Below are 26,238 nucleotides of genomic sequence, written 5' to 3'. Positions count from 1 at the left end.
GCAACTCGCCACCGACCTAAGGATTGCCATGATCGTACTGGGCCTCAGCGGTCTGCCCCACGCACAGGACCATCTGCTCGCCAACACCGCGGACCCGCACCCCCTGGACGTACGGAATGTGCAGGGGCTGGACAGCGCCGCCTGCCTGATGGTCGACGGCCGGGTCGTGGCCGCGGCCGCCGAGGAGCGGTTCGACGGGGACAAGGGCACCGGACGCTTCCCGGCCCACGCCATCGACTACGTCCTGCGGGCCGGCGGGATCGGGAAGGACCAGGTGCAGGCGATAGCGCACGGCTTCAACTACGACCGGCACCGGCGCGTGTTCGCCGCGTCCCGCGACTACTTCGACTCCGTGCTCAGCGGCCGCACCGTGATCGAGGCGCTGGGCAAGTCGGGATGGGGCGACGTGGCGGGCCGCTTCCATCCGGTGGACCACCACATCGCGCACGCGGCCTCCGCCTACTACCCGAGCGGTTACGACTCCGCGCTGTGCGTGGTGTCCGACGGCATGGGCGAGACGGAGTCACTCTCGGTGTACCAGGCGCGCGACGGGCACCTGAAGAAGCTGCACACCCAGCCGATCTCGCAGTCCCTCGGCTTCCTCTACTCGATCTGCACCCGGTTCCTCGGCTTCGCCTCCAACTCGGACGAGTACAAGGTGATGGGGCTCGCCGCCTATGGCGACCCGGAGCCCTACCGGCGGTTCTTCGAGAAGCTGGTCACCTTCGACGACGCGACCGGTTCGGTGCGGGTCGACTGGCCGAACGGGGCCCTGCGCGCACCGGAGTCGGGCTATCCCCGGGCCATGCGGTACCTGGAGGAGGCCGCCTTCCCGTCGCCGACGCAGAGCGGTGACGTCGTACCCGGGCACGCCGATTTCGCGGCCGCGTTGCAGGCCCGGCTCACCGAGGTGCTGGTCCGCCTCGTCTCCCACTGGCTCGGCCGCACCGGCGAGACCTCGCTCTGCCTGGCGGGCGGCACCTTCCTCAACTGCAAGGCGAACCAGTCCATTTGCGACCTGCCGGCCGTCGAGCGGGTCTTCGCGCAGCCCGCGTCCGGTGACGACGGAACGGCCCTCGGCGCGGCCGCCCACGTCAGCCATCGGCAGGGCAGCCGGTACGTGGGCGATGCCGGGGGATTCCAGCCGTACACGGGGCCGTCGTACACCGCCGACGAGGTGCGCGACGCCCTCGTCCGGCGGGCGGGCGGCGTCGACTGGACGTACGTCGGGCTCACCCCCGAGTACTACGCGGCGGCCGCGCGGGACATCGCGGAGGACCGGATCATCGCCTGGTTCCACGGGCGGATGGAGTTCGGGCCGCGTGCCCTCGGCAACCGGTCCATCCTCGGGCTGCCCAAGGGGGACCGGATCAAGGAGCGCATCAACAGCCTCGTGAAGTTCCGCGAGCCCTTCCGGCCCTTCGCCCCGGCGGTGCTCGCCGAGGACCGGGACCGGATCTTCACCACCCGGGCCTTCGCGCCCACCCGCTACATGCTGTGCACCGCCGGGGTGCGGGAGGAACAGCGGGACGCGGTGTCGGGCATCGTGCACGCGGACGGCACGGCGCGCATCCAGGACGTGCGCGAGGAGTACAACAGCGTGTTCTGGAGTCTGCTGAAGGCCGTGAAGGAACGGACGGGAACGGGGTGCGTCGTGAACACCTCGTTCAACGTGAAGGGCCAGCCCCTGATCATGGACCCGTCGACGGCGATCGACACGTTCCTGCGCACCTCCCTCGACCGTCTCTACATCGAGGGCTTCGTCGTGCAAAAGCCCTGATCAGACCGGTGGCGGGCCGGTGACCTCCACGGTGGCGGGGCGCAGCAGGTGCGGTCCTGCGCGGTAGCCGGGCCGCAGGATCCTGGTACAGGTCAACAGGGTGGCGTCCCATGAGACATGGTGGACGAGGGCCTCGTGGCGGTCGGGGTCGAAGGGGTCGCCCTCCTGCCCGAAGGGCTCCAGGCCCAGGGCGCCCAGCTGGACCCGCAGGGTCTCGGCGATGTCCGCGAGGCCCGGGGTCAGGGGCTCGTGGGCGCAGGTGCGGTCGACGGCGTCCAGGACGGGCAGGAGGGTGCGCAGGATGTTGGCCGCGGCGATCTCCCGTACCGCCATCCGGTCCCTGTGCACCCGCTTGCGGTAGTTGTCGTACTCGGCCTTCACGCGTTGCAGGTCGGCCGTGCGCTCCTCCAGCAGGCACCGCAGCCGGGCGGGCTCCGCGTCCCGCGTCCGGGCCTCGTCCATCGTCAGCCCGCCTCCGGCTTGTCGTCGTCGACGATCTCGGCGTCCACCACCTCGTCGTCCTCCGGGGCGGGCCCGCCGGACGCGGCCGTGCCGCCGGCCTGCTCGCCCTGGGCGCGCGACCGCTCGTACATCGCCGTGCCGATCTTCTGGGCGGCCTGCGCCACCCGGTCCGTGGCCTGGCGGATGGTGGCGGTGTCGGTGTTCTCGTCCTTGAGCTTCGCCTTCAGTTCGGCGAGCGCCGCCTCGGTCTCGTGCCTGTCCTCGGCGGAGACGCTCTCGGGGTTGTCGCCGATGAGCCTCTCGGTCTGGTAGACGAGCTGTTCGGCCTGGTTGCGGGTCTCGGCGGCCTCGCGTCGCCGCCGGTCCTCCTCGGCGTGCTGCTCGGCCTCGCGGACCATGCGGTCGATGTCGTTCTTCGGCAGGGCGGAGCCGCCGGTCACGGTCATCTTCTGCTCCCGGCCGGTGCCGAGGTCCTTGGCGGAGACGTGCATGATCCCGTTGGCGTCGATGTCGAAGGCGACCTCGATCTGCGGGACGCCGCGCGGCGCGGGCGGCAGACCGGTCAGCTCGAACATGCCGAGCTTCTTGTTGTACGCCGCGATCTCGCGCTCGCCCTGGAAGACCTGGACGGACACCGAGGGCTGGTTGTCCTCGGCGGTGGTGAAGATCTCCGAACGGCGGGTGGGGATCGTGGTGTTGCGCTCGATCAGCTTGGTCATGATGCCGCCCTTGGTCTCGATGCCGAGGGACAGCGGGGTGACGTCGAGCAGCAGGACGTCCTTGACCTCGCCCTTGAGGACACCGGCTTGCAGTGAGGCGCCGATGGCGACGACCTCGTCCGGGTTGACGCCCTTGTGCGGCTCCTTGCCGGTCAGCTCCCTCACCAGGCCGGACACGGCGGGCATCCGGGTCGAGCCGCCCACCAGCACCACGTGGTCGATGTCGGACACCTTGATCCCGGCGTCCTTGATCGCGTTGTGGAAGGGGGCCTTGCAGCGGTCCAGCAGATCAGCCGTCAGCTGTTCGAACTGGGCCCGGGTCAGCTTCTCGTCCAGGTGCAGCGGGCCCTCGGCGGAGGCGGTGATGTACGGCAGGTTGATCGTGGTCTCCGAGGAGCTGGACAGCTCGATCTTCGCCTTCTCGGCCGCCTCCCGCAGCCGCTGCACGGCCATCTTGTCCTTGCCCAGGTCGACGCCGTAGTGGTTCTTGAACTGCTGCACCAGGTGGTCGACGACCCGCTGGTCCCAGTCGTCGCCGCCGAGGCGGGTGTCGCCGTTGGTGGCCTTGACCTCGATGACGCCGTCGCCCATCTCCAGCAGCGAGACGTCGAAGGTGCCGCCGCCCAGGTCGAAGACGAGGACCGTCTGGTCGTTCTCCTTGTCCAGGCCGTACGCCAGCGCGGCCGCCGTCGGCTCGTTGATGATCCGCATGACGTTCAGGCCGGCGATCTCCCCGGCCTCCTTCGTCGCCTGCCGCTGGGCGTCGTCGAAGTAGGCCGGGACGGTGATCACCGCGTCCGTGACGTCCTCACCGAGGTACGCCTCCGCGTCCCGCTTCAGCTTCTGGAGCACCCGGGCGGAGATCTCCTGGGCGGTGTAGCGCTTGCCGTCGATGTCACCCTGGTCGGGGAAGCGCCAGGAGTGATCGCCCATGTACCGCTTGACCGAGCGAGCAGTGCGCTCCACGTTGGTCACGGCCTGCCGCTTGGCGACCTCGCCGACCAGGACCTCGCCGTTCTTGGCGAACGCCACGACCGACGGAGTGGTGCGCGCGCCCTCCGTGTTGGTGATGACGGTGGGTTCGCCGCCCTCCAGGACCGAGACCACCGAGTTCGTCGTCCCGAGGTCGATACCGACCGAACGCGCCATGGTGAGTCCTCCTTCTCGTGGCTGCTCCCCCACCGTGTTCCCCGAACCTCCTTGCCTATAGAGCCTGAATAAAACTTGAGCTACCTCATGTCAAGCCTGGTCCGTCTCGGGTGGGCCGTCCAGGGCACGCGTCCACTCGGTTCCGGCCGCGAGCGCCGTGCGCCACGGACGCAGGGCGCGGGGCGGCATGCCCACGGCGAGCGCTCCGGTCAGCACCGTTCCCCTGCGGTAGGCGACGAGGAAGCCGCCGTCCGCCGGATCGCCGTCGACCACCCGCGCCTCGTCGTGATCACGCAGGTGCCCGAAGGCCTGGATCCTGAGGTCGTACTGGTCGGACCAGAAGGAGGGCACCGGGGCGAACGGTTTCGCCTGCTGGGGGGCGAGGAGGTTGCGGGCCGCGGCCATGCCCTGCTCGGCCGCGTTCGTACGATGCTCCACGCGCATGTCGGTGCCGAACAGCGGGTTGTGCCAGCGGGCCACGTCACCCGCCGCGTAGATGCCGGGCGCGGCGGCGCTGTAGCGGTCGCAGACCACACCGTCGGCCAGCCGCAGGCCGCTGCCGGCCAGCCATTCGGTGTTGGGTTCGGAGCCGATGGCCACCAGGACGTCGTCGGCCGGGATGGTGGTGCCGTCGCTGAGGCGGACGCCGGTGGCGCGGCCCGCACCGGTCGTGATCCCGGCGACCTTGGTCCCGGTCCGCAGGTCCACGCCGTGGTCGCGGTGGACCTGTGCCAGATGCGTGCCGACCTGCTGTCCCACGGCGTGGGCGAGGGGGACGGGGGCGGGTTCCACGAGGGTGACGGTCGCGCCGAGGGTACGGGCGGCGGAGGCGACCTCGGCTCCGAGGAACCCGGCGCCCACCACGACCAGCCTGCCTCCGGCCGCCAGCCGCTCGCGCAGGGCGAGGGCGTCTCCCAGGTCCCGCAGGACGTGGACGCCCGGGGTGCCGCACTCGGGCAGCCGGCGGGGCCGGACTCCGGTGGCGATGATCAGGCCGTCGTAGGTGAGGCGCGTGCCGTCGGCGAGGGTCAGCGCCCGCGCCGCCGGGTCGAGGTCGGCGGCGGGGACGCCGAGCCGCAGGTCCAGGGCGAGGGCGTCGAGATCGGCCGGGCGGCGCAGCTGGGCCCGCTCGGGCTCCCAGGTGCCGGTGAGGACCTGCTTGGACAGTGGCGGCCGGTCGTAGGGCAGGTGCGGCTCGCCGCCGACGAGGGTCAGCGAGCCGTCGTAGCCCGCGCGGCGCAGGGTCTCGGCGGCGGTCAGGCCGGCCGCCGAGGCGCCCACGACGACGATGCGGCGCGGCGCGGCGGCCGTCACCCCTCCACCAGCCGGATCGCGGCGGCGGGGCAGGTCGCCATCGACTCCCGTACGTCCTCCTCGTGTTCGGGACCGGGAGTGGCGTCCAGCAGTTGCACGACGCCTTCGTCGTCCTGGTCGAAGATCGCGGGCGCCGCCAGGACGCACTGCCCGGAGGCGACGCACCTGGGCTGGTCGACTTCCACGCGCATGGGTTCCTCGTTTCGTAGGTGGCGGTGGTGCGAAGAGCGGGGTGGTTCGAAGTGCGGTGGTACGAAGATCGGCTTGCTGTGAAGTGCTACCAGGCAAGGGGTGGTTCATAAACGCCGTGGGCGAAGTCGTCGTGCCGGCACTCCGGTTGATCGAAGTCCGTGGTCTTCTCCGGCGTGGGGACGCGGGAGCAGAGGGTGCCGTGGACGATCCGGAGGTCGGCGCGGGCGATCGGCCGGCCGAGGCACTGGTGGACTCCGAAGCCGGAGGCGACGTGGCGGCGGGCGTCGCGGGGTGAGGTCGAGCCGCCGACCTCGATGTCCTCCGGCGCGACGCGTCGGCGCCCGGAGTGGGTGATGTCCAGGTAGCGCAGAGGCGCACCTCCCCCGGACGCGCCCCGGCGGCGGCACGGGTTCCGGCGCCCGGCGGGAGGCCGGGCGCCGGAACCCGCCGGCCAGCGCCTACACGCCGTCCTTTCGCCCGAGGTGCCGGGCGAGGAAGCGGGCCGCGCTCTCGGCCTCGAACCGGGGCAGTTCCTTGTGCCGCCCCGCGTTGGCGTGCAGCGTCTTCTCCTTCGAGGCGAAGGCGTCGAAGAGCGCGAGCGCGGACGCGCGCGGGATGTGCTCGTCGTCCCACTGCATGGCGAACTCGACCGGGACGGTGATCCGCTCGGCGGCCTCGGCCAGGGCGTCGGGCCAGTGCTGCCCGAAGACCGCGGCGGTGACCCTGGGTTCGTCCGCCACGAACGGCACGCCGATCGCGGTGGCCATGTTGAGACCGACGTAGCCGACGGGTCCGTCGGCGCCGATCTCGGGCAGTTCCTGGAGGGCGTCCAGGGTCGCCCGCCACTCGGGGACGGCGCGTTCGGCGAGGTGGGCGTTGTAGCGGACGACGACCGGGCCCTCCGGCTCACCCGCCTCACGCGCCTTGTACAGCGCGGCGATCTCCTGCTCGTCGTGCGCCGTGCGCGGCCGGTCGCCGTGGCCGGGCGCGTCGATGACGGCGACGTGGAAGCCGCAGCCGGTGACGAACAGGCGGGCGCGGCCGGTCATCGCGGGCCACCTCTTGTGCGTGCCGCCGCCGTGGCCCATCAGCACCAGGGGTGCGCGCCCCGGGCCGGACGCGGGCGACCAGAGAACGCCCGGGATGTCACCCACGGTGAAGTCGCGCTCGATCACGCCGTCGGACGTCGTTTCCGCGGTGAACTGCAGTGACTGCATCGGTTGTTGCCTTTCGGGAGTGCCTTGACGGTGAGGCGCTCCCGGCGACACCTGCGTCAGTCGCCGGACCGTGACGAAGAGGGGAGCACCCACATGGATACCTCGGTCATGGGTCTCACCTCCTCGCCCGGTCACACGGTCACACGAAAGCTACCAGCCCGAACGCCGCCCCGCGCGGCCTTTTCGGCGTCGTCCACCGGGACGGTCCCCGGGTGCCCGCACACCTGTGCGTGTCCCCGGAGTTACGGCTCGATAGCATCGGGCCGACAGCCGGAGGACGCCGAATCGATCAGGCCGGGACGGGGATACGCGCCAGTGGTGATGGGTGGGGCAGCACGGTTGCGGGTGCCGGTGGGGGCGGACGCGGAACGCTGGGTCACGCGGGCGGGGTGCCGGCGTGTCCTCCTCGTGGTGCACAACGTGACGTCCGCGACCCGGCTGCTGGACGTGCTTCCCCTGTTCGGCGGCGATGTGCGGCTCCAGTTGTTCGCCACGTGCACGGGGTCGTCGCCGTTCCTCGCGGGCGTGGTCGAACTCCTGACGGGCATGGGGCTGCCCGTCCTGCCGTGGGAGCAGGCCAAGGAGACGACGTTCGACCTCGCCGTCTCGGCGAGCTACGGCGGCGAACTGGACGAGATCCGCGCCGAGTTGGTCGTCCTGTCCCACGGGATGGGCTACAACAAGCGGCTCGCGGCCCCCGACGATCCCGAACGCCGCTCGTCCGCACCGGTCTTCGGGCTCTCGCCGGACTGGCTGCTGCGCCACGGCCGTCCGCTCGCCGCGGCCACCGTGCTGTCGCACCCCGAACAGCTGGAGCGGCTGCGCGCCTCCTGCCCGCAGGCCGCGCCCACCGCGGTACTGGCCGGGGACCCCTGCTACGACCGGCTCATCGGCGCGCTCCCGCAGCGCGAGCTCTTCCGGCGCGCCCTCGGGGTGGCGCCGGGTCAGAAGCTGGTCGTCCTCAGCTCGACCTGGTCGTCGCGGTCGCTGTTCGGCGCCGTGGACGCGGGCGAGGAGGACGGCGCGGACGATCTGCTGCCCTGGCTGCTGTCCCGGCTGTCCACGGAGCTGCCGGCCGACGAGTACCGCTCCGTCGCCGTGCTGCACCCGAACATCTGGTACGGGCACGGCCCGGGGCAGGTCAGGGCCTGGCTGGACCACGCCCGGCGGGCCGGTCTGGCCGCCGTGCCGCCGCTCGACTGGTGGCGGCAGGCCCTGGTCGCGGAGGACTGCGTGCTCGGGGACCACTCCAGCGTCACCTACTACGCGGCGGCCATCGGCGTCCCCGTGCTCCTCGGGGCGTTCCCGCAGGACGCGCTCGACCCGCGCTCCCCGGTGGCCGCGCTCGGGCGTACGGCACCCCGTCTCGTCCGGCGGGGCAGCCTGCGCGCGCAGATCGACGCGGCGATCGACGCCCACGAGCCGGGGCGCTACGCGCGCTTCGCCGAGCAGGCCAGCTCCTCGCCCGGCGAGTCGGCCGGGCTGCTGCGCCGGCTCTTCTACCGGCTCATGGGCCTGCCGGAGCCCGACGGCCACGCCGCGCTCCTCGATCCGCTGCCCCTGCCGCCCCACCAACCGGCCCGGCGCACCGCGCCCGTTCGGGTCTTCGCCGAGGTGGCGGACGGGCGGACGCCGGAGGTCGCGGTCGTACGACACCCCGTGTCCGGCGACGTCCCCGATCCGGTGGAGGGGCTGGCGGCGCGGGCCGAGCTGGCGCACACGGCGGTGGACGAGGAGACCCGGGAGACCGGCAGGCTGCGGGTCGCGGACGTCGTCCTGCGGCAGGCGCCCGCGGACGATCCGCGGCTCGGGCCGCCCGCCGCGTGGACGGCGGAGGCGCTGGCGCGCTACCCGTACTGCGCGCTGGCGGCCTACGCCGACGGCCCCGACCGCTGTGTCGTACGCACCCGGCAGGGCGATCTGCTGCGGCTGTCCGCGGACCCGGGACCGGACGGGCGGCCGGACCTGTGCGATCCGGCCGCGTACGCCTCCGCGCTCCATGCCTGGGTCGCGAGCGGGCGGAAGGTCTCCGAGGCCGTTCCGCGACTCGTGGTACGCACGGGTGCGGTGACGCGCCGGGTGACGGTCGAACGGCTGCGACCGTCCCCGGCCTAGCGCTCAGACCTCCAGTGCGGCGAGGCGCGCGCGGGCCCGCTCCGTGCCGACGGCGTTCCCCTGCTCCTCGTAGTACGCGGCGGCGGCCCGCAGATCCTCGGCCGCCCGCGCCGGATGGCCCGAGCGGTCGTGGCACTCGGCACGCTGCTCCAGCACGTCGGCGAGCTGGAGCCCCGCGCCCTCCGCCGTCATGATCTCGACGGCCTTGTCCAGGCAGACAAGGGCGAGTTCGGGGTCGCCCGCGCCGAGGTGGGCCTCGCCCAGGCTCATGTAGACGCGGCCCTCGTTGTAGGTGTCGGCGCCGTCGGGCAGGGTGCGGAAGCGGACCAGCGCGTCGTTCAACCGCTCGTAGGCGGCGGGGAACCGGCCCTCGCGGGCCAGGACGCGGCCGATGTGGTGCGCCAGGAGGGCGGTGGCGCGGGGCACGTCCCGCCATCCCTCGTCGCCCTCGCGGATGCGGCCGAGGATGCGCTGGGCCTCCTCGAAGCCCTGCCGTGCCTCGTCGTGGCGCCACAGCTTGAGGCGGAGCAGCCCGAGAGCCTCCAGGGCGGACGCCTGGCCGCGCGGATGGCCGCAGGCCTCGTCCGCCGCGACGGCCTGTTCCAGGGCCTCCTCCGCCTTGTCGGCCTCGCCGACTCCCATGTAGGCGAAGGCGAGTTGGACCAGCATGCGGCCGACCGCGCGCCGGTCGCCGAACTCCTCGGCGCCACGGCGGGCGGCCTCGACACCGCGCAGATGCGTGTCGATCCACTGGGCGTGGAAGCCGAGCCGCAGGTGCAGGCTCCACATCGCCTCGCACAGCTGCCAGACGAGGTCGTCGAAGCCGTGGTGATCGGCCGCGTGGATGACGGCCGCGATGTTCTCCCGTTCGGCGCGCAGCTCCGCCAACGCCCTCGCGGCGTCGCCCGGTTCGGGGTCGACCGGGGCGGCGAGGCGGTCGTAGACGGGGCCGAGGTGCCAGCGCTGCCCGATCACCCGCAGGTCCGCGGCCGCGGCGAACCGCAGATACGCGACCGCCACCCGGCGGACGGCGTCACGCATCCGGCGTTCCCCGTCCTCGGCGACCGCCAGCTCGCGGGCGTGGGCGCGGGCGAGGTCGTGGAAGCGGTAGCGCTCCTCCGCGACCTCCTCCAGCAGGTGGACGCGGGCCAACTGCTCCAGCATGTCCCGGGCCTCGGCCTCCTCGACGCCTGCCGCGTGCCTGGCGCACAGGACGTTCACGGTGGGCCAGGCCCATACCGCGAGCGCGCGGTAGAAGGCGGCGCACGCGGGGGTGAGTTCGCCGTACGACACGTCCTGGGCGAGCCGGACGGGGTCGGCGGGGGTGTCCGGGCCGACGTCTCCCATGGCGGCTCCCGTCTGCCTCGTGCCGTGGATCCGCTCGGAGAGTCCGCGCGCCACGCGGTCCCAGGTGAGGTGTTCGCGGACGGCGAGCCCGGCGCCGGTGGTGCACACCGCGAGCGGGATGCCGCCGGTGCCCTCCGCGACGGCCCGTACGGCCTCCTCCGGAGCGGCCGACCGCGCGCGCCCGGCGACGCGCCGCAGCAGCAGCACGGAGTCCGCGGTCGACAGCGGCCGCAGGGTGAAGGGGTGCGCCCCGTGCTCGGCCACGACCCGGCCGAGCCGGTGCCGGCTGGTCACCAGGACGAGGCAGCCGGGCGAGGCGGGCAGCAGGGGGAGGACCTGGGCGTCGTCCAGTGCGTTGTCCAGTACGACGATCATGCGCCGGCCGGCCGTGCAGTCCCGGAACAGGTCCCGCTGGCGGGCTTCGTCGCCGGGGATGGTGCCGGTCCCGAGGCCCTCCAAGAGGCGGACGAGCGCCTCGGAGGGCGTGAGGGCGGTCCCCGCGGAAGCGCCGGCCAGATCGACGAACAGCTCCCCGTCGGGGAAGCGCTCGCTCAGCTCGTGTGCGCACCGTACGGCGGTCGCGGTCTTGCCGATGCCGCCCGGCCCGGTGAGGGTGGCGACGACCGGAGCGCCCGGCGATCGGCCGGCGTCGTCCAGCAGGTCCCTGATCCAGGAGAGCACGTCCTCCCGGTCGGTGAACGCCGCCGTCGCGGGCGGCAGCATCTGCGGGCGGGACGCTCCGGGCGCCACGGCCGCCACCGCGCGCGGCGCCAGCCAGGACGCCGCCCGGGCCCACTCCCGCACCTCGCGGGCGAACTCCGGTGAGCTGCGCGCGAGTTCGACCAGTTGTAAGGCGGCGGCCCGGCGTTCCTGCTCGGTGCGGGGCAGGACGAGCACCTGCTGACCGGAGGGCGTGCCCGGCTCGGTCCCCGCCCGGCTGAGCAGTCCGTGGAGCCGCTCCGAGATCCGCCTGCCCATCTCGCCGCCCGCACCGGACAGCGCGCCCGAGGCGACCGTGCCGACAGCCGAGAACACCACGTCCATCAACGGTTCCACCCAGCACTCCCCCGACTCGCCATCACGGCCATCGTATCGACAAAGGGGCAGGGGGAGGGGGCGGACGAGGGCCTTGGGCGGAGCGGCGGTCATCGGCCGGCCCGGGCCCCGGTGCCGGGCCGCCGCCGACCCGGGGCGGCGGGAGGACCGGCTGGTCCGGGAGCGCCGGCCGGGCGTCGCGTGGGCGCACTCCCCGCGGGGGTGCCGACCGGTCGGGGGGAGGGCCGAAGAGCCCTGTCGGCGGTTCCGTCCCCGGGGAAGGGTGGGGGTACGGGCCGTTTCGGGTGGTGAACGGAATGACGTACCGGGACGGCGGCGGTGGCTGGGTCCGGATGGCCTTCATGCCCCTCGTCGACAAGGCGACGTACACCGGGGCTCGTGAACTCCTGGCGGCGCACCGGACGAGGACCCGGTGATCGGTGATCCCTGCGAACCGGACGCCTCCGTAGGTCCGTTCACGGTCCTCCGGTTCGCGACCGTAGGGTGGTGAACGCGGCGAGCGCGCCCAGGGCGATCAGCGCCGCGAGGGCGCCGAAGCCGTAGGTGAGAGTGGCCACGGAGGCGGTCGCGGCGACGAGGAGGGGGCCGCCCGCGTCGCCGAGTTCGCGACCGAGTTCGGCGGTGCCCATGGTCTGGCCGAGGCGTTCGGCGGGCGTGCTCGCGGCCAGGGCGGCGAAGCCGAGCGGGGTGATCAGGCCGGTGCCCGTGCCGGTGAGGGCGGCGCCGAGGAGGATGCCGGTCAGGCCGGGCAGCATCGCGCAGGCCAGGCCCGCCGCGGTGACCGCGAGGCCGACGGCCAGGCCGCTGCGGGGTTCGATCCGGCCGGCGTCCAGCGCGCGTCCGGCCCGGGGCTGGACCACGGCCGCGCAGCACGCCAGCACCGACACCGCCGCGCCGGTCGCCACCGTGCCGAGCCCGTCGGCGCGGCCGGACACCGGCAGGAAGCCCACCCCGGCCGACAGTGCCGCGGTCGCCGCCGCGAGCGCCGACGTCGGGGCGAGGAACGCCGGGTCGGCCAGTCGCCGGGCGAGGTCCAGCACCGTCTGCCGCGCCTTGGGCAGCGGGGGTACGACGGGCACGGCGAGCGCGGCCCAGGCGGCGACCGCGCCGCCGAGCACCGCGAGGACGGCGAAGAGCAGCCGCAGGCCGCCGGCCCACACCACGACTCCGCCGAGCAGGGGGCCGAGCGCGTAGCCGAGGGACTTGCAGAAGCCGTAACTCCCGAAGGCCCGTCCTCGTCCCGCCACCGGGTTGAGCCGGGCGACCAGGGCGGCGGCGGACGGCGAGAAGGCGGAGGCCGCGGCGCCCTGGCCGAGGCGCGCGGCCCACAGCCAGCCGGGGCTGTTCGCGCCCGCGTACAGCGCGGACGCGGCGGCGAAGGCGGCGAGCCCGCCGAGCAGCACGGGGCGGGCGCCGACGCGGTCGGCGAGGGTGCCGAAGGCCGGCTTGAGGACGACCTCGGCCCCGTCGTACAGCGCGAGCAGCCCGCCCAGCACGAGCAGGGAGGTGACGGCGCCTTTCGTGTGGCCGCCGAGGTTGGCGGCGACTCCGTGGGCCCCGAAGGCGGTGGTGAATCCCGCGGCGTACAGGGGCCACATCCGCCGGGGCGGGGCCCAGGGCGCGGTCACGGCTGTCCCGCGGACGGGAGCCGGGGGTGCTCGCACGCGGCCCGGCGACGGTACCGGTCCCTGTGTTCCACGCTCGACACAGGGCGAACGTAGCACCCTCGGGCGCGGCCGCCCCCGTCACTCCGGTGCGAACGAGAAGCTGTTCCACAGACCCGTCGCCCTGACCGCCTGGTCCGTCGCGCCGATGTCCAGGAAGACGTAGGAGCCGCCCGGGGGCACGGTGCAGTCGGGGGTCGTGTAGAGGCGGAGGCTGCTCTGGGTCTGGTTGGTGACCTGGGTGATGCCCTCGGGGAAGCGGTGGCAGCCCTTGACCGAGGGGTTGGTGAGGTTCTGCACGATCCGCCCGTTGTGCCGGGCCACGATCTGACCGGACGCCTGGTCCTGGCAGGCGGTGAGCGCGATGCCGAGCAACGCGAAACCGGTGAGCGCGGCCAGCGACCGTGAAGCGCGCATCGGGCCTCCTGTACCAAGACGGGTACTGCCGGGGGGAACTGGTCCCCCACCACTATCCGTCAGAGTGCGCCGCACCGCCCGGTGAAGGCACCCACAGCGGGTACATCGCCTGTTCAGCGGCGCCTCCGGGGCCTTCCGGGTGCCCGTGTGGCCCGGGTGTCGCATCCGGTGTGCGGGGCGCCGCCGCCCACCCTTCACTGAGGGGAACGAATCGGCGGCGAGGGCACGGGAGTCACCCATGGCAGGGCACTGGAGACGGATCGCGGCGGGCACGGCACTGGCCCTGGCCCTGGTGACGGCGGCCGGGTGCGGCAACGGCGGGCAGAAGTCCCCCACCCCCGCCGAGCAGGCGGCCTCGGCCGCCTCCGCCGCCGCCTCGCTCGCCTCCCGCGGCGGGGACGCGCTCGCCTCCGCCTCGGCGGAGGCCAGCCGCAGACTCGACGAGGCCAGGGGCGGTCTGTCCGCCAAGGACCAGGTGAGCCTCGGCACGGTCGGCCTCGACCGCGACGGCCGGGCCACCACCACGGTGACCGCCCGCAACACCGCCGCCTCCGCCAAGTCCTTCGCGGTCCAGGTCAACTTCACGGACAGCGGCGGCAATCTGCTGGACGTCGTCGTGCTGACGGTCGAGCACGTGGCCGCGCACGCCTCCGGCCACGGCACCGCGCGCAGCAACCGCAGGCTGCACGGCGAGGTGCGGGCGGCCGTCGGCACGGCCCTGCGCTACTGACCCCGCCGATCCGCGCCCCGGGCCCGAAACCACCGCCACGCAACTCCACCTGAACCTCGGCGCTGCCGCACGAGTGAACCGCCATTCGGGTGATCCGCATCGCCCCTCAGGCCCGCACTGCCAAGGATCACGGCCCTGAACGGCATTTCCGGCGAGTTGGACGATTGGTTCGAAATGACAGGCTTACGGTGCCCTGTCCACACTGAACTGGCGGTTCGTGATCAGGAATGTGCATCAACGATCCAGAACGTTCTCGAGGAGATGGAATGGTGGAGCAGTCTTCCGAGATCGATATAAGCGGGCCGGACGCACCCGCCCTCCCCGTGAGCGGCGCCGGCCCGGACAGAAGAGAGACCGAAAGCAGACTCGCGGACGCGCTCGCCGAGGTCGTGGGCGCCGAACAGGTCGCGGTGGACAGCCACTTCTTCACCGACCTCGGCGCCAACTCCCTGGTCATGGCCCAGTTCTGCGCACGGGTGCGCAAGCGGCCCGACCTGCCGTCCCCGTCCATGCGGGACATCTACCGGTACCCCACCGTCCGGGACCTGGCCGAGGCCCTCGCGCCGGCCACTCCCGCGCCGGCCGAAGCCACGGCCGTCCCGGCGGCGGCACCCGTTGCGCCTCCCGAGCCACCGCCGCACACCGGCCGGCTGACCCATTTCCTGTGCGGGACCTTCCAACTGCTGGTCTTCCTCGGCTATTCGCTCGTCTCCGGGCTGGTCGCCGGGACCGGCTACGAGTGGGTCGCCGACGGCAGGGGCGTCGCCGACATCTACGTACGGTCGCTGCTCTTCGGCGGCGGCGGCTTCATCGCCCTGTGCGTCTTCCCGATCCTGGTGAAGTGGGTGCTGGTCGGCCGCTGGAAAGAGACCGAGTTCCCCCTGTGGGGCCTCGCGTACATGCGCTTCTGGCTCGTCAAGGTGCTGCTGCACGCGAACCCGATGGTCCTCCTCGCCGGCACCCCGTTGTACGTGCTGTATCTGCGGGCCCTGGGCGCGCGGATCGGCAAAGGGGTGACGATCCTCTCCCACACCCTGCCGGTCTGCACCGACCTGGTGACCATCGGCGCCGGGACGGTGATCCGCAAGGACTCCTTCATCCTCGCCTACCGGGCGCACGCGGGACGCGTCCAGACCGGCCGGGTCACCCTGGGCGAGGGCGTGTTCATCGGCGAGAAGACCACCCTGGACATCGACACCTCGATGGGCGACGGATCGCAGCTCGGGCACGCCTCGGCGCTGCACCGCGGCCAGTCGGTCCCGGCCGGCGAACGCTGGCACGGCTCCCCCGCGGAACCGACGGGTACCGACTACCTGCGCGTCGCTCCCGCCCGGTGCGGCACCCTGCGGCGCGCCTGGTTCGGCCTCGGCACACTGCTCCAAATGCTGTTTCTCTACATTCCGTTGGCCGTCGGCGGGATGTACATGCTGTTCACCCAGGTACCGGCGATCGGCAAGCGGCTCGATCCGCAGACGCAGTCGCTCGCACCGGCCGAGCTGCTCACGGACTCGCTGCTGCTCTCCCTCGCGCTGTTCCTCGGCTTCGCGGTCGTGGGCCTGGCAGTCCTGTACACGCTGCCGCGGCTGCTGGGGTTGGTCGTCCGGCCCGACCGGGTCTATCCGCTCTACGGCCTCCACTACGCGCTGCACCGGGTGACGGCCCGCGTGACGAACGTGAAGTTCTTCGCCTGGCTCTTCGGCGACAGCTCGTTCATCGTGCACTACCTGCGCGGACTCGGGTACGACCTGTCGCACGTCGAGCAGACCGGGTCGAACTTCGGCACCGAGATGCAGCACGAGACCCCGCTGCTGGTCTCGGTCGGCAGCGGCACCATGGTGGCGGACGGACTGTCCGTCCTCAACGCGGACTATTCGAGCACGTCGTTCCGGCTGTCGAAGGTGTCGATCGGGCCGCGCAACTTCCTCGGCAACAACATCGCCTACCCGGTGGGCGGCAGGACGGGCGAGAACTGCCTGCTCGCGACCAAGGTGATGATCCCGCTGGACGGCGAGATCAGACAGGGCGTGGGCCTGCTCGGTTCGCCGTGCTTCGAGATCCCGCGCTCCGTCGACCGCGACGCCCGCTTCGACCATCTGCGCGAGGGCGACGAACTGAGCCGGCGCCTCGACGCGAAGAACCGCTACAACCTGCGCTCGATGGCCTGGTGGCTGTGCGCCCGCTGGCTGCACGTCTTCGTGCTCACCCTGCTGGCGCTCGCCTCGGTGGATCTGTACGGCATGGCAGGCCATGTGGTGATAGCGGCCTATCTGGCGCTGACGCTCGCCTTCTCCACCGCGTACTACATCGTGCTGGAGCGCTGCATGACCAGGTTCCGCAGGCTGCGACCGCAGTTGTGCTCCATCTACGACCGGGACTTCTGGCGGATCGAGCGCCTGTGGAAGGTGCCGTCGGAGTGGCTCAACATCTTCAACGGCACCCCCTTCAAGTGCCTGGTCTGGCGGCTGATGGGCGTGCGGGTGGGCCGCAGGGTGTTCGACGACGGCTGCTACATCACCGACCGGACCCTCGCGGTCATCGGTGACGAGTGCACTCTCAACGCGGGCAGCAAGATCCAGTGCCACTCGCAGGAGGACGGCACCTTCAAGTCCGACTTCATCCGGCTGGGCGCCGGCGTCACGCTGGGCGTCTCCGCCCATGTCCACTACGGCGTGACGATGGGCGAGGGCTCGGTGCTGGTCTCCGACTCCTTCCTCATGAAGGGCGAGGAAGTGCCGCCGCACGCGCGGTGGGGCGGCAATCCCGCGGTGGAGATGCCGACGGCCGACGGTCCGCCCGGCACCCCCTCCGGGTCCGCGTGCACAACCAGCGCCCCTGCGGCGACCGTGAGTTGAGGAAGGCCATTCGATGGGAACGCGCGTGGAAGCGGACCGGGAGTTCTGGCAGCGGGTGCTGACCGCCGGCGGTGTCACCTCGGTGCCGCGCTGGGTGCGGGAACCGGCGCCCGGGACGGCCGAGCACGAGATGCCGGTGCCGGACGAGGTGGCGCGGGCGGTGCGCGAGCTGGTGGCGCGCCAGGGGGTGCCGGTCAGCGCGCTGCTGCTCGCGGCGCACGCCAAGGTGCTGGCCGCGCTGTCCGGCGAGCCCGAGGTGGTCACCGGCTACACCACCGGGGTGCGGGGCGAACCGCTGCCCTGCCGGCTGGCCGTGCGCCCGGGCTCCTGGCGGGAGTTGGCGGCGGCGGCCGAGCACGCCGAGGCGGGGGTGCTGGCGCACCGGGAGTTCCCGGTGGAGAAGCTGCGCCGCGAACTCGGGCTGACCGAGCCGCCGTACGAGGTGGTGTTCGGGCCGATCGGGGCCGACGAGAACCACGCCGACGACGGTGTCCTTGAGGTGCGCTGGTCCGACCGGGGCGGACGGCTGCTGCTGCGCCTCGGGTACCGCAAGGACGTCCTGGACGCCGACGCGGCGGCCCGGATCGGCGGCTACCACCTGACCGCCCTCGGACTGCTGGCCACCGACCCTGACGCCGACCACGGCGCGCGGAGCCTGCTGTCGGGCGCCGAGGTGCACGAACAGCTGGAGGGGCTGGCCGGGCCGCACCGGCCGCTGCCCGAGGCGCGGGCGCACGAGCTGTTCGAGCAGCGGGTGCGGGCGCGGCCGGACGCGGTGGCGGCCGTGCAGGGCGAGCGGGAGTGGACGTACGACGAGCTGAACCGGCGGGCCAACCGGCTGGCGCGGGCGCTCGTCGAGCGGGGCCTCGGGCGGGAGGACGTGGTCGCCGTCGTCATGGAGCGCGACCTCGACTGGCTGGCGGCCACGCTCGCGGTCTTCAAGGCGGGCGGCGCCTATCTGCCGATCGAGCCGCACTTCCCGGCCGGCCGGATCGCGGCAACGCTGTCGCGGGCGGGCTGCCGGCTGGTGCTGACCGAGTCCGGCAGCACCAGAACCCTGGACGAGGCGCTGGCCTCGGTGGCGGGGGCACGGCGGTTGCTGGTCGAGGAGGCGTACGCGGAGCCGCACGCCGATGACGACCTCGGCGTGCGGGTGGACGCCGACCAGTTGGCGTACATCTACTTCACCTCCGGCTCCACCGGCGAGCCGAAGGGGGCGATGTGCGAGCACGCGGGCCTGCTCAACCATCTCTTCGCCAAGATCGACGACCTGGGCATCGACGAGGGCTCGGTGGTGGCGCAGACGGCGCCGCAGTGCTTCGACATCTCGCTGTGGCAGCTGGTGTCCGCGCTCATGGTCGGCGGGCGGACCCTGCTGGTCGGGCAGGACGAGATCACCGACGTGGAGCGCTTCGTGGACACGCTCACCGCCGGGCGGGTCGCGGTGGCGCAGCTGGTGCCCTCCTATCTGGAGGTCGTGGTCTCGTACCTGGAGCAGCGGCCGCGTGAACTGCCCGACCTGCGCTGTGTGTCGGTGACCGGCGAGGCGCTCAAGCGCGAGCTGACGCAGCGCTGGTTCGCGATCCAGCCGGGCATCAGGCTGCTCAACGCCTATGGGCTGACCGAGACTTCGGACGACACCAATCACGAGGTCCTGGACCGGGTGCCGGAGCGGGTGCTGCTGGGACGCGCGGTGAACAACGTGCGCGTCTACGTGGTGGACGAGCGGCTGTCCCTCGTGCCGCTGGGCGCGCCCGGCCTGATCGCCTTCTCCGGCGTCTGCGTGGGCCGGGGGTACGTCAACGATCCCGAGCGGACCCGGGAGGCGTACCGCACGGACCCGTACCGGCCCGGTGAGCGGCTCTACCTCGGTGGTGACTGGGGGCGCTGGCACCCGGACGGCAAGCTGGAGTTCCTGGGCCGCCGGGACAACCAGGTGAAGATCCGCGGCTTCCGCATCGAGATCGGCGAGATCGAGAACGCGCTGCTGCGGGTGGCCGGGGTGCGGGACGCGGCGGTGGTGGTCACCGAGCGCGGCGGCGGGAGCAGGCATCTGATCGCCTTCTGCTCGGGTCCGGCCCGGCCGGTGGAGGAGTTGCGCGAGGCGCTCGGCGCGGTGCTGCCCGCCTATATGGTGCCCTCGGCCTTCCACTGGCGGGACGCGCTGCCGCTGACCGCCAACGGGAAGATCGACCGGAAGGCGCTGACCGCGCTGGCCGCCGAGGCCGCGCCGGTCGCGGAGGGAACCGCGGCGGCGGACGTCCCGCTCGGTGCGGCCGAACGGCGGCTCGCCGTGGCCTGGGCCGGGGTGCTGGGCGTGCCCGCCGAACAGGTGCACCGGTCGGACCACTTCTTCGACTCCGGCGGCACCTCGCTGACCGCGGTCAAGCTCAGCATCGCGCTGGAGCGCGCGGTGTCCCTCAAGGACATCACCCGGCACCCGGTACTCGCCGACCTGGCCGCGCTGCTGGACGGCGCGAGCGGGCAGCACGGCGAGCTGCTCCAGCCGCTCGCGGAGGGGGGCGGCGCGGCCGAGGGCGCGCTGGTGTGCTTCCCGTACGCGGGCGGCAACGCGGTCAACTTCCAGCCGATGGCGAGCGCCTTGGCCGACAGCGGGCTCACCGTTCTCGCGGTGGACCTGCCCGGCCACGACCTCGCCGCGCACCAGGAGCCGTTCGTCTCGATCGCGCAGGTGGCCGAGCAGGTCGCGGCGGAGATCGTCGCGCGCGGACTGAGCCGGGTGATGCTGTGGGGCCACTCCTCGGGCGCCGCGCCCGCGATCGAGACCGCGCGGCGGCTGACCGAGCGGGGCGTGCAGGTCACCCGGGTGTTCGTCGGCGCCCAGCTCCTCGGTACCGCCGACGAACGCGGGGCGTCCGTCGCCGAGCTGACCGGACTCGGCGACGCCGAGATCGCGGCGCGGCTCACCGCGGACAGCGGCTACACCGAGCTGGCCGAGCTGAACGAGGCGCACGCCGAGCACATCGGCGCCGCCTACCGGCACGACTGCGTGGCCGCGCACCGCTACTTCCGCACGGCCCTCCAGGACCCGTCGCCGCCCAGGCTGTCGGCGCCCCTGACGGTGGTCGTCGCGGCCGACGATCCGCACACCGCCGGCTCCGCCGAGCGCCACCGGGACTGGCTGCTGCTGGCCGACCGGGTGGAGCTGCACGAACTCGCCGACGGAGGCCACTACTTCCCGCGCACGCGACCGGCCGAGGCGGCTCGGGCCGTGCTGGCCGCCGTACCCCTGACCACGTCCTGAGCCACGCGGACCCTCCAGACGGGCAACCGAAAGGAAACAGAGATGCCGTTCTCATCACTGGCAGCGCCGCTCCAGGTGGAGCTGCGGCCGCACAGACCGGCGCTGCTGCGCGTCGACTCCCCCGGCGACGCGCCGAGTTGGGCGGGCGAGCACCGTGAGGCGCTGCGCGCCCTGGTGACCGAGCACGGGGCACTGCTCGTCCGCGGTCTGGGACTGCGGGACGCGGACCGGGTCGGCGCCGTCTTCGCCCGGATCGCCGGTGAACTCATGGCGGAGCGGGAGGCGTTCGCGCCGCGCGAGGCCCGCGGGCCCGGGGTGTACACCTCCACGCCGTGGCCGGCCAACCAGCCGATGTGCATGCACCACGAGCTGAGCTACACGCTGGACGTGCCCTCCCTGATGCTGTTCGCGTGCCTGACCGCGCCCGCGGAGGGCGGGGCCACGGCGGTGGCCGACGCCGAGGAGGTGCTGGACGCGCTGCCCGCCTCGCTGACCGAGCGGTTCGAGCGCGAGGGCTGGATGCTGACCCGCAGTTACAACGACGAGATCGGGGCCTCGCTGGCCGAGTCCTTCGGTACGGAGGACCGCGAGGAGATCGAGCGCTACTGCCGGGCGCACGCCATCGAGTACACCTGGCGCGCCGACGGTTCCCTCTACACCGAGCAGCGGCGCAGCGCGGTCGTGCGCCACCCGGTCACGGGCCGGCGCGGCTGGTTCAACCAGATCGCCTTCCTCAACGAGTGGACCCTGTCCCCGGAGGTGCGCGAGTACCTGGTGGACATGTACGGCGAGGACGGGCTGCCTTTCAACACCCGCTACGGGGACGGCAGTCCGATCGCCGAGGAGGTGATCGAGCAGCTCAACGCCACCTATGAGGCACACACCCGGCGCGAGCCCTGGCAGGCCGGGGATCTGCTGCTCGTGGACAACATCGGTACCGCGCACAGCCGGGAGCCGTTCACCGGCGACCGCGAGGTGCTGGTGGGCATGGCGGAGCCGCGCCGGCTCGCCGACGGCCGCCCGACCCCGGAGGCGAGCGGGCGATGACCGATCTGCTGACGACAGCGGCCGAGCGGGCCGCGGGCACCCCCTCGGCGCCGACCTTCTCGGTGATCTCCGGGGAGCAGGTGCAGCGAGCGCTGGCCGGGCGCGAGAGGGAACTGGTGGCGCTCGTGGAGGCCACCTACCGGCTGCACGGCGCCGGGGAGTCGGTGAACCCGCCCTCGTACTTCCTGCGCTTCCCGGACCGTCCCTCCTCGCGGATCATCGCGCTGCCGGCCTCCATCGGCGGTTCGGTGCACGTGGACGGCCTGAAGTGGATCTCCAGCTTCCCGGACAACGTGCGCTCGGGGCTGCCGCGGGCCTCCGCGGTGCTGATCCTCAACGACCCGGAGACCGGCTACCCGTTCGCCTGTCTGGAAAGCTCCATCATCAGCGCCACCCGGACCGCGGCGTCCGCGGCGCTCGCGGCCGACTGGCTCAGCCGCGGCCGGCCCTCCCGGCCCGCGCGGGTCGGGTTCTTCGGCACGGGGCTGATCGCCCGGTACATCCACACCTTCCTGGCCGGCACCGGCTGGGAGTTCGAGGCGATCGGTGTGCACGACGTGTCCGCCGACAGCGCCGAGGGGTTCCGGGGATATCTGGGCCAAAGCGGTGCGGGCGGGCGGGTCACCGTGCACGAGAGTGCCGAGGACCTGGTCCGCGCCAGCGATCTCGTGGTCTTCGCGACCGTCGCCGGAACGCCGCACGTCAGCGATCCGGCCTGGTTCGACCACAACCCCGTGGTCCTGCACGTGTCCTTGCGGGACCTGGCCCCCGAAGTCCTGCTGGGCGCCGCGAACTTCGTCGACGACGTCGAGCACTGCCTGAAGGCCGACACCTCGCCGCATCTGGTCGAACAGCTCACCGGCGAGCGCGAGTTCCTCAACGGCACGCTCAACGACGTGCTGTGCGGGCGGGCCGCACCGCCGGCCGACCGGCCGGTGATCTTCTCGCCCTTCGGACTCGGTGTCCTCGATCTCGCCGTCGGCAAGTACGTCTACGACGAGGTATCCCGGGCGGGCAGCCTCCGCCTCATCGACGACTTCTTCCACGACCTGCGCCGGTACGGCTGAGGCCCGTCCTCGGCCCGGCACCAGGAGGTCCGCCGTGCCTGTCATTTCCGCTCCCTATGCCTTCAACGAGGGCCACCTCTTCGTCGACCTGGAGTCGATCTGCGGACAACCCCTCCATCTGAAGTGCGAGGGCTTCAACTTCGCCGGCTCCATCAAACTGAAGGCCGCGAACGAGATGGTGGAGAGTGCCGAGCGGGACGGACTCCTGACGCCGGAGTCCATCCTCGTCGAGTCCTCCTCCGGGAACCTCGGCGTGGCGCTCAGCATGATCGCCGCCAGCAAGGGCTACCAGTTCCTGTGTGTGACGGACTCCCGTTGCAACCTGTCCACCAGACTGCTGATGGAGGCGCTCGGCAGCGAGGTGCACGTCATCGCCGACCAGGACTCCAACGGCGGCTTCCTGGGCACACGGATCGAGTACGTGCGCCAGCTGTGCGCCTCCGACGACCGGTACATCTGGCTGAGCCAGTACACCAACGCGGGCAACTGGCGGGCGCACTACCGCACCACGGCCCCGGAGATCGCCCAGCAGTTCCCGCACCTGGACGTGGTGTTCATCGGGACCGGCACCACCGGCACGCTGATGGGCTGCGCCCGCTGGTTCCGGCAGTGGCACCGGCCGGTGCGGATCGTCGCCGTGGACAGCGTGGGCTCGGTGGCCTTCGGCGGCGAGCCGGGCCGCCGGATGATCCCGGGCCTGGGCATGAGCATGCGCCCGCCACTGCTGGACGAGTCCATCGTGGACGAGGTGATCCGGGTGGAGGAGGCGGACACCATCCGCATGTGCCACCGCATGGCCCGCCGGGGCTTCCTGTTCGGCGGCTCCACCGGGACGGTCGTCAGCGGGGCCACCGAATGGCTGGCCCGGCACGACGCCCGCGGCCTGTCCGCCGTCGCCATCGCGCCCGACATGGGCGAGCGCTATCTCGACACCGTCTACCAGACCAACTGGCTCCAGGACCTGTACGGCGATCACGTCCTGGAGGACGAGGGGATGGACACCGTGACGGAGGAGGTCGAGTCCGCGACCCGGGCGTCGGAGCACCGGCCCCGGTCGTAGCGCCACGCTCCACCGGAAGGGGCGCCTGTCCCGGGCCGTTGCCCGGAGGGCGCCCTTCGCCGTGCCCGGGAGGGCAGCCCCGCGGGGCCGGAAAGGGCAGTACCCCTCGGGACGTAAGGGGGCGTACGCTCACCCGCGCGCCCCCTCTCACACCCCTCCCCCACACGAACGGTAGGGAATTGGCCATTCCCTTGGGCGGGGGAGGAACCCCGGGGCCCGGTCCCGCCCGCGGACGACCTTGGTTTCCCAGGTCATCCAGACTGACCTGCGCATTCTCCGCGTGGATCGGCCCGGTATCGGTTTTCGGACGGAGTGAAAGTCTCCCCTTCCCTCACCGGCCACACCAGGCGAACTATTTTCAGAAAAGCCACCTCACCGTGCGACGTCGGCGAGTACACCGCTCACATTCAGGACCTCATGGCACTGCTGTGCCTGACGGCCCGTGGCCGGTGTGCCCGGCTTCGCGCAGGTGACTTTCGCGGTGACGGTGGCGTTTGCGGGGATCTCGATGGGGGTGACCCAGTGGTAGTCCTGGTTGCGGAAGGTCTCCAGCGCGATCGTGGTGATCTTCCGGTCGCCGAAGGTGATGGTCATGACCCCCTCGTCGCCCTGGAAGTTGGCGACCACGATGTCCGTGACACCGAACACCTTGCCCTGCGGGACCGTGTAGCTGCGGGTCTTGTCCTGCCCGCCCGACGTCTCCACGTCGATGGTGGTCGAGCTCTGCTCGCCGCCGCCCACCGAGGTGCCGGTGCCGCCGGTCCCGCCGCCCGAGGACACGCCCGGACCGGTGCCGCCCTGTTCCTTCCCCGTGCCGGTGCCTGTTCCGGTGCCGGTGCCCGTGCCCACACCCGGCGACTGTCCGTTCTTGCCGCCGCCGGGTGTGGGCCGCGGCTGGACCACCTCGTCGGCGGCCTGCCGGGCGGCGCTGCGCACCGCCGGACGGACCAGGGCGAACCAGGCGAGCAGCAGCGCGAGGATGGCCGCGAGCAGGGCCAGCAGCCACTTCGGGAAGATCGGGATCTGGACGAACTCGGCCTCCAGCGGGGGCCGTACGTACGTCGTGGGCCGGGTGCCCGCCTCCGCCTGCTCCTCGGCCGCGCCGTCGGTGGTGTGCACGGTGAACGGCCAGACCGCGGGCTTGCCGAACCACACCGGCTTGCCGATGCGCACCCGCAGCCGGGTCTCCGCCGACTCGCCGGGCGCCAGGTCCAGGGTGGCCGGGGTGAACCCGAACCGCAGTTCCTCACCGGCCTGTTCGGGCCGGAAGCTGATCCGCGTCGGGGTGTTGCCCTCGTTGCGCACCGCCACCCGGTAGCGGCCGCGCAGCCAGCCGCGCCGCCGGCGCGGGAGGATCTCGGTCCGCAGCTCGTGGAACTCCTCGACGTGCACCGTGGTCTCGGGCACGGTGACCGACTCGGGATGCTCGGCCGGCAACACCCTTACGCCGAGCGGCACATCGCCGGCCCGTACCTCCGGCGAGCGGGGCGGGGCCAGGGTGATGGTCACCGTCTCGGAGGTGCCGGGGTAGAGGGAGATACGCGCGGGTTCCACGGTCGCCCAGGGCGCGCAGTCGCCCACCACCTCCAGCGTGTACGCCTCGACGATGTCGCTGTCGTTGCGCACGGTCAGACTGGTGGTCGCGGTGCCGCCCGGGGTCACCGACACGGCCGGGATGTCGAGGCCGGGGGCGCCGGGTCCGGAAGAGGCTGCAGATGGCGTCACGCCACGACGATAGGGCCCCGTCCGACGTGCCACGAGAGATGCGGGGGCAACACCCGGGCAGTCGGGGTGCCCGCAGCGGGCAAGGTCAAGTCCGCGTAGAAGTACGGCCGCTGACGCCGCGAGGCGTCATGTGTGCTCCATCCCACCGACCCGGGCGCCACCGCCGTCGCCCGGGCCGCGTCCTGAAGTACGCCACCACGTCCGGCCTTGCGAAAGAAAGTACGCTCATGATCGTCCATATGCCCGGCGGGACCGCCCCCGCCTCCGTAGGCCGCCCGGCCCGGGTGACCGTGGCCGTCTATGCCCAGGATCTGGTCCTGCACATCGGCGTGGTCCAGCAGCTTCGGCAACGCCCGGAGTTAGAGCTTCTGTCCGACGGCGACGCCGAGGGGGCGCAGATCTCGCTCGTGGTCGTGGACACCGTGGACGACGAGGTGACGGCCCTGCTGCAACGGCTTCAGCGCAACACCACCACGCGCACCGGACTGGTGGTGGGCACCTTCGAGTCGGCGGCGCTGCAACGGGTGATCGAGTGCGGGGTGGGCGCGGTGCTGCGGCGCTCCGAGGCGGACCAGGACCGGCTGCTGCACCTGGTGCTGGCGCTGGCCAGGGGCGAGGGCGTGCTGCCAGGCGACCTGCTCGGCAAGCTGCTCACCCACGTCGGCAGCCTGCAGCGCTCGGCGCTCGATCCGCGTGGGCTCTCCCTGTCCACGCTGACCGCGCGCGAGGCGGACATGCTGCGCCTGGTGGCGGAGGGTCTGGACACGGCCGAGATCGCCGAGAAGACGTCGTACTCCGAGCGGACCGTCAAGAACGTGCTGCACGAGGTGACCACGCGGCTCCAACTGCGCAACCGGGCCCACGCCGTGGGGTACGCGCTGCGCAACGGGCTGATCTGACGAGGGCTCGGCCACGGGCGGACGGCCGTCCGGGCACCCGGGGGCTGCCCGAAAGCGCAAGCCGGCCTTCCCCCGGGAGAGTCCCCGCCGCCCTGCCGCGCCGCGCGCCCGTGCCGCACAGTGGCGGGGCGCACCCATGTGTACCGAGACTGCGAGGTGGA

The 26,238-nt window shown here is 72.5% G+C and carries 18 protein-coding genes; 9 read left to right on the top strand and 9 right to left on the bottom strand.

Features of this window, described 5'->3' with window-relative positions:
* Window positions 1-28 precede the first annotated feature (28 nt).
* Window positions 29-1,780, top strand: a complete 1,752-nt coding sequence (locus ACWDD7_RS13585) for a carbamoyltransferase family protein (protein WP_450457439.1) — start codon at window positions 29-31, stop codon at window positions 1,778-1,780.
* Here ACWDD7_RS13585 and grpE read toward each other — a convergent pair whose 3' ends face one another.
* The 5 genes from grpE to ACWDD7_RS13560 form a co-directional block, all read right to left on the bottom strand.
* Complete coding sequence (grpE, locus tag ACWDD7_RS13580) at window positions 1,781-2,242, bottom strand: nucleotide exchange factor GrpE (RefSeq protein WP_450457438.1); 462 nt, start codon at window positions 2,240-2,242, stop codon at window positions 1,781-1,783.
* Window positions 2,243-2,244: 2 nt separating this feature from the next.
* The gene (dnaK, locus tag ACWDD7_RS13575; protein ID WP_450457437.1) at window positions 2,245-4,110 is read right to left on the bottom strand and encodes a molecular chaperone DnaK; all 1,866 of its coding nucleotides are present in this window, start codon (window positions 4,108-4,110) and stop codon (window positions 2,245-2,247) included.
* A gap of 90 nt (window positions 4,111-4,200) precedes the next feature.
* Complete coding sequence (locus tag ACWDD7_RS13570; protein WP_450457436.1) at window positions 4,201-5,424, bottom strand: NAD(P)/FAD-dependent oxidoreductase; 1,224 nt, start codon at window positions 5,422-5,424, stop codon at window positions 4,201-4,203.
* On the bottom strand, window positions 5,421-5,615 hold the full coding sequence (locus tag ACWDD7_RS13565) for a ferredoxin (RefSeq protein ID WP_351865166.1): 195 nt from the start codon (window positions 5,613-5,615) through the stop codon (window positions 5,421-5,423). The genes ACWDD7_RS13570 and ACWDD7_RS13565 overlap by 4 nt, the downstream gene beginning before the upstream one ends.
* Before the next feature lie 459 nt (window positions 5,616-6,074).
* Window positions 6,075-6,833, bottom strand: a complete 759-nt coding sequence (locus ACWDD7_RS13560; RefSeq protein ID WP_450457435.1) for an alpha/beta hydrolase — start codon at window positions 6,831-6,833, stop codon at window positions 6,075-6,077.
* A 420-nt stretch (window positions 6,834-7,253) separates the two neighbouring features.
* Here ACWDD7_RS13560 and ACWDD7_RS13555 point away from each other — a divergent pair, with 420 nt between their 5' ends.
* Window positions 7,254-8,948: a hypothetical protein gene (locus ACWDD7_RS13555; RefSeq protein ID WP_450457434.1), complete on the top strand. Its 1,695-nt coding sequence runs from the start codon at window positions 7,254-7,256 to the stop codon at window positions 8,946-8,948.
* 3 nt (window positions 8,949-8,951) lie between these two features.
* Here the strand turns inward: ACWDD7_RS13555 and ACWDD7_RS13550 are convergent, their stop codons facing one another.
* From ACWDD7_RS13550 to ACWDD7_RS13540, 3 genes are all read right to left on the bottom strand, one after another.
* Window positions 8,952-11,351 (bottom strand): tetratricopeptide repeat protein, encoded by a 2,400-nt coding sequence (locus tag ACWDD7_RS13550; RefSeq protein ID WP_450457433.1) that lies wholly within the window; start codon window positions 11,349-11,351, stop codon window positions 8,952-8,954.
* A 455-nt stretch (window positions 11,352-11,806) separates the two neighbouring features.
* Entirely contained in the window at window positions 11,807-12,949 is a 1,143-nt protein-coding gene (locus ACWDD7_RS13545) for an MFS transporter (RefSeq protein ID WP_450457545.1), read from the bottom strand.
* A 147-nt stretch (window positions 12,950-13,096) separates the two neighbouring features.
* A complete protein-coding gene (locus ACWDD7_RS13540; RefSeq protein WP_351865156.1) occupies window positions 13,097-13,432 on the bottom strand; it encodes a hypothetical protein in 336 nt (111 codons plus the stop codon).
* 238 nt (window positions 13,433-13,670) lie between these two features.
* Here ACWDD7_RS13540 and ACWDD7_RS13535 point away from each other — a divergent pair, with 238 nt between their 5' ends.
* The 6 genes from ACWDD7_RS13535 to sbnA all read left to right on the top strand — a co-directional run bounded on the left by ACWDD7_RS13535 (window position 13,671) and on the right by sbnA (window position 23,453).
* A complete protein-coding gene (locus ACWDD7_RS13535) occupies window positions 13,671-14,162 on the top strand; it encodes a hypothetical protein (protein WP_450457432.1) in 492 nt (163 codons plus the stop codon).
* A gap of 266 nt (window positions 14,163-14,428) precedes the next feature.
* Entirely contained in the window at window positions 14,429-17,014 is a 2,586-nt protein-coding gene (locus tag ACWDD7_RS13530) for a Pls/PosA family non-ribosomal peptide synthetase (protein ID WP_450457431.1), read from the top strand.
* Between the two features lie 13 nt (window positions 17,015-17,027).
* Window positions 17,028-20,279 (top strand): non-ribosomal peptide synthetase, encoded by a 3,252-nt coding sequence (locus ACWDD7_RS13525; RefSeq protein WP_450457430.1) that lies wholly within the window; start codon window positions 17,028-17,030, stop codon window positions 20,277-20,279.
* A 42-nt stretch (window positions 20,280-20,321) separates the two neighbouring features.
* Complete coding sequence (locus ACWDD7_RS13520; RefSeq protein WP_450457429.1) at window positions 20,322-21,326, top strand: TauD/TfdA family dioxygenase; 1,005 nt, start codon at window positions 20,322-20,324, stop codon at window positions 21,324-21,326.
* Complete coding sequence (gene sbnB / locus ACWDD7_RS13515) at window positions 21,323-22,393, top strand: 2,3-diaminopropionate biosynthesis protein SbnB (protein WP_450457428.1); 1,071 nt, start codon at window positions 21,323-21,325, stop codon at window positions 22,391-22,393. Before ACWDD7_RS13520 ends, sbnB begins: the two co-directional genes overlap by 4 nt.
* A 34-nt stretch (window positions 22,394-22,427) precedes the next feature.
* Window positions 22,428-23,453, top strand: coding sequence for a 2,3-diaminopropionate biosynthesis protein SbnA (gene sbnA, locus ACWDD7_RS13510; RefSeq protein WP_450457427.1), 1,026 nt, complete (start codon window positions 22,428-22,430; stop codon window positions 23,451-23,453).
* 372 nt (window positions 23,454-23,825) lie between these two features.
* On the opposite strand, the gene ACWDD7_RS13505 is transcribed toward sbnA, so the two are convergent.
* Entirely contained in the window at window positions 23,826-25,178 is a 1,353-nt protein-coding gene (locus ACWDD7_RS13505) for a COG1470 family protein (protein WP_450457426.1), read from the bottom strand.
* Between the two features lie 227 nt (window positions 25,179-25,405).
* On the opposite strand from ACWDD7_RS13505, the gene ACWDD7_RS13500 reads away from it, so the two are divergent.
* The gene (locus tag ACWDD7_RS13500; RefSeq protein ID WP_450457425.1) at window positions 25,406-26,077 is read left to right on the top strand and encodes a response regulator transcription factor; all 672 of its coding nucleotides are present in this window, start codon (window positions 25,406-25,408) and stop codon (window positions 26,075-26,077) included.
* Window positions 26,078-26,238: the final 161 nt, after the last annotated feature.

Source organism: Streptomyces sp. NPDC001056 (assembly GCF_053598955.1).
Note: the sequence above shows the minus strand (reverse complement) of the source record. Positions and strands in the feature narration are given on the sequence as shown.

Excerpts from the sequence above, each read along its gene's own strand:
- ACWDD7_RS13585 (WP_450457439.1), top strand. The coding sequence starts at position 29 with ATGATCGTACTGGGCCTCAGCGGTCTGCCCCACGCACAGGACCATCTG.
- grpE (WP_450457438.1), bottom strand. The coding sequence starts at position 2,242 with ATGGACGAGGCCCGGACGCGGGACGCGGAGCCCGCCCGGCTGCGGTGC.
- dnaK (WP_450457437.1), bottom strand. The coding sequence starts at position 4,110 with ATGGCGCGTTCGGTCGGTATCGACCTCGGGACGACGAACTCGGTGGTC.
- ACWDD7_RS13565 (WP_351865166.1), bottom strand. The coding sequence starts at position 5,615 with ATGCGCGTGGAAGTCGACCAGCCCAGGTGCGTCGCCTCCGGGCAGTGC.
- ACWDD7_RS13560 (WP_450457435.1), bottom strand. The coding sequence starts at position 6,833 with ATGCAGTCACTGCAGTTCACCGCGGAAACGACGTCCGACGGCGTGATC.
- ACWDD7_RS13545 (WP_450457545.1), bottom strand. The coding sequence starts at position 12,949 with ATGTGGCCCCTGTACGCCGCGGGATTCACCACCGCCTTCGGGGCCCAC.
- ACWDD7_RS13540 (WP_351865156.1), bottom strand. The coding sequence starts at position 13,432 with ATGCGCGCTTCACGGTCGCTGGCCGCGCTCACCGGTTTCGCGTTGCTC.
- ACWDD7_RS13535 (WP_450457432.1), top strand. The coding sequence starts at position 13,671 with ATGGCAGGGCACTGGAGACGGATCGCGGCGGGCACGGCACTGGCCCTG.
- ACWDD7_RS13530 (WP_450457431.1), top strand. The coding sequence starts at position 14,429 with ATGGTGGAGCAGTCTTCCGAGATCGATATAAGCGGGCCGGACGCACCC.
- ACWDD7_RS13525 (WP_450457430.1), top strand. The coding sequence starts at position 17,028 with ATGGGAACGCGCGTGGAAGCGGACCGGGAGTTCTGGCAGCGGGTGCTG.
- ACWDD7_RS13520 (WP_450457429.1), top strand. The coding sequence starts at position 20,322 with ATGCCGTTCTCATCACTGGCAGCGCCGCTCCAGGTGGAGCTGCGGCCG.
- sbnB (WP_450457428.1), top strand. The coding sequence starts at position 21,323 with ATGACCGATCTGCTGACGACAGCGGCCGAGCGGGCCGCGGGCACCCCC.
- ACWDD7_RS13500 (WP_450457425.1), top strand. The coding sequence starts at position 25,406 with ATGATCGTCCATATGCCCGGCGGGACCGCCCCCGCCTCCGTAGGCCGC.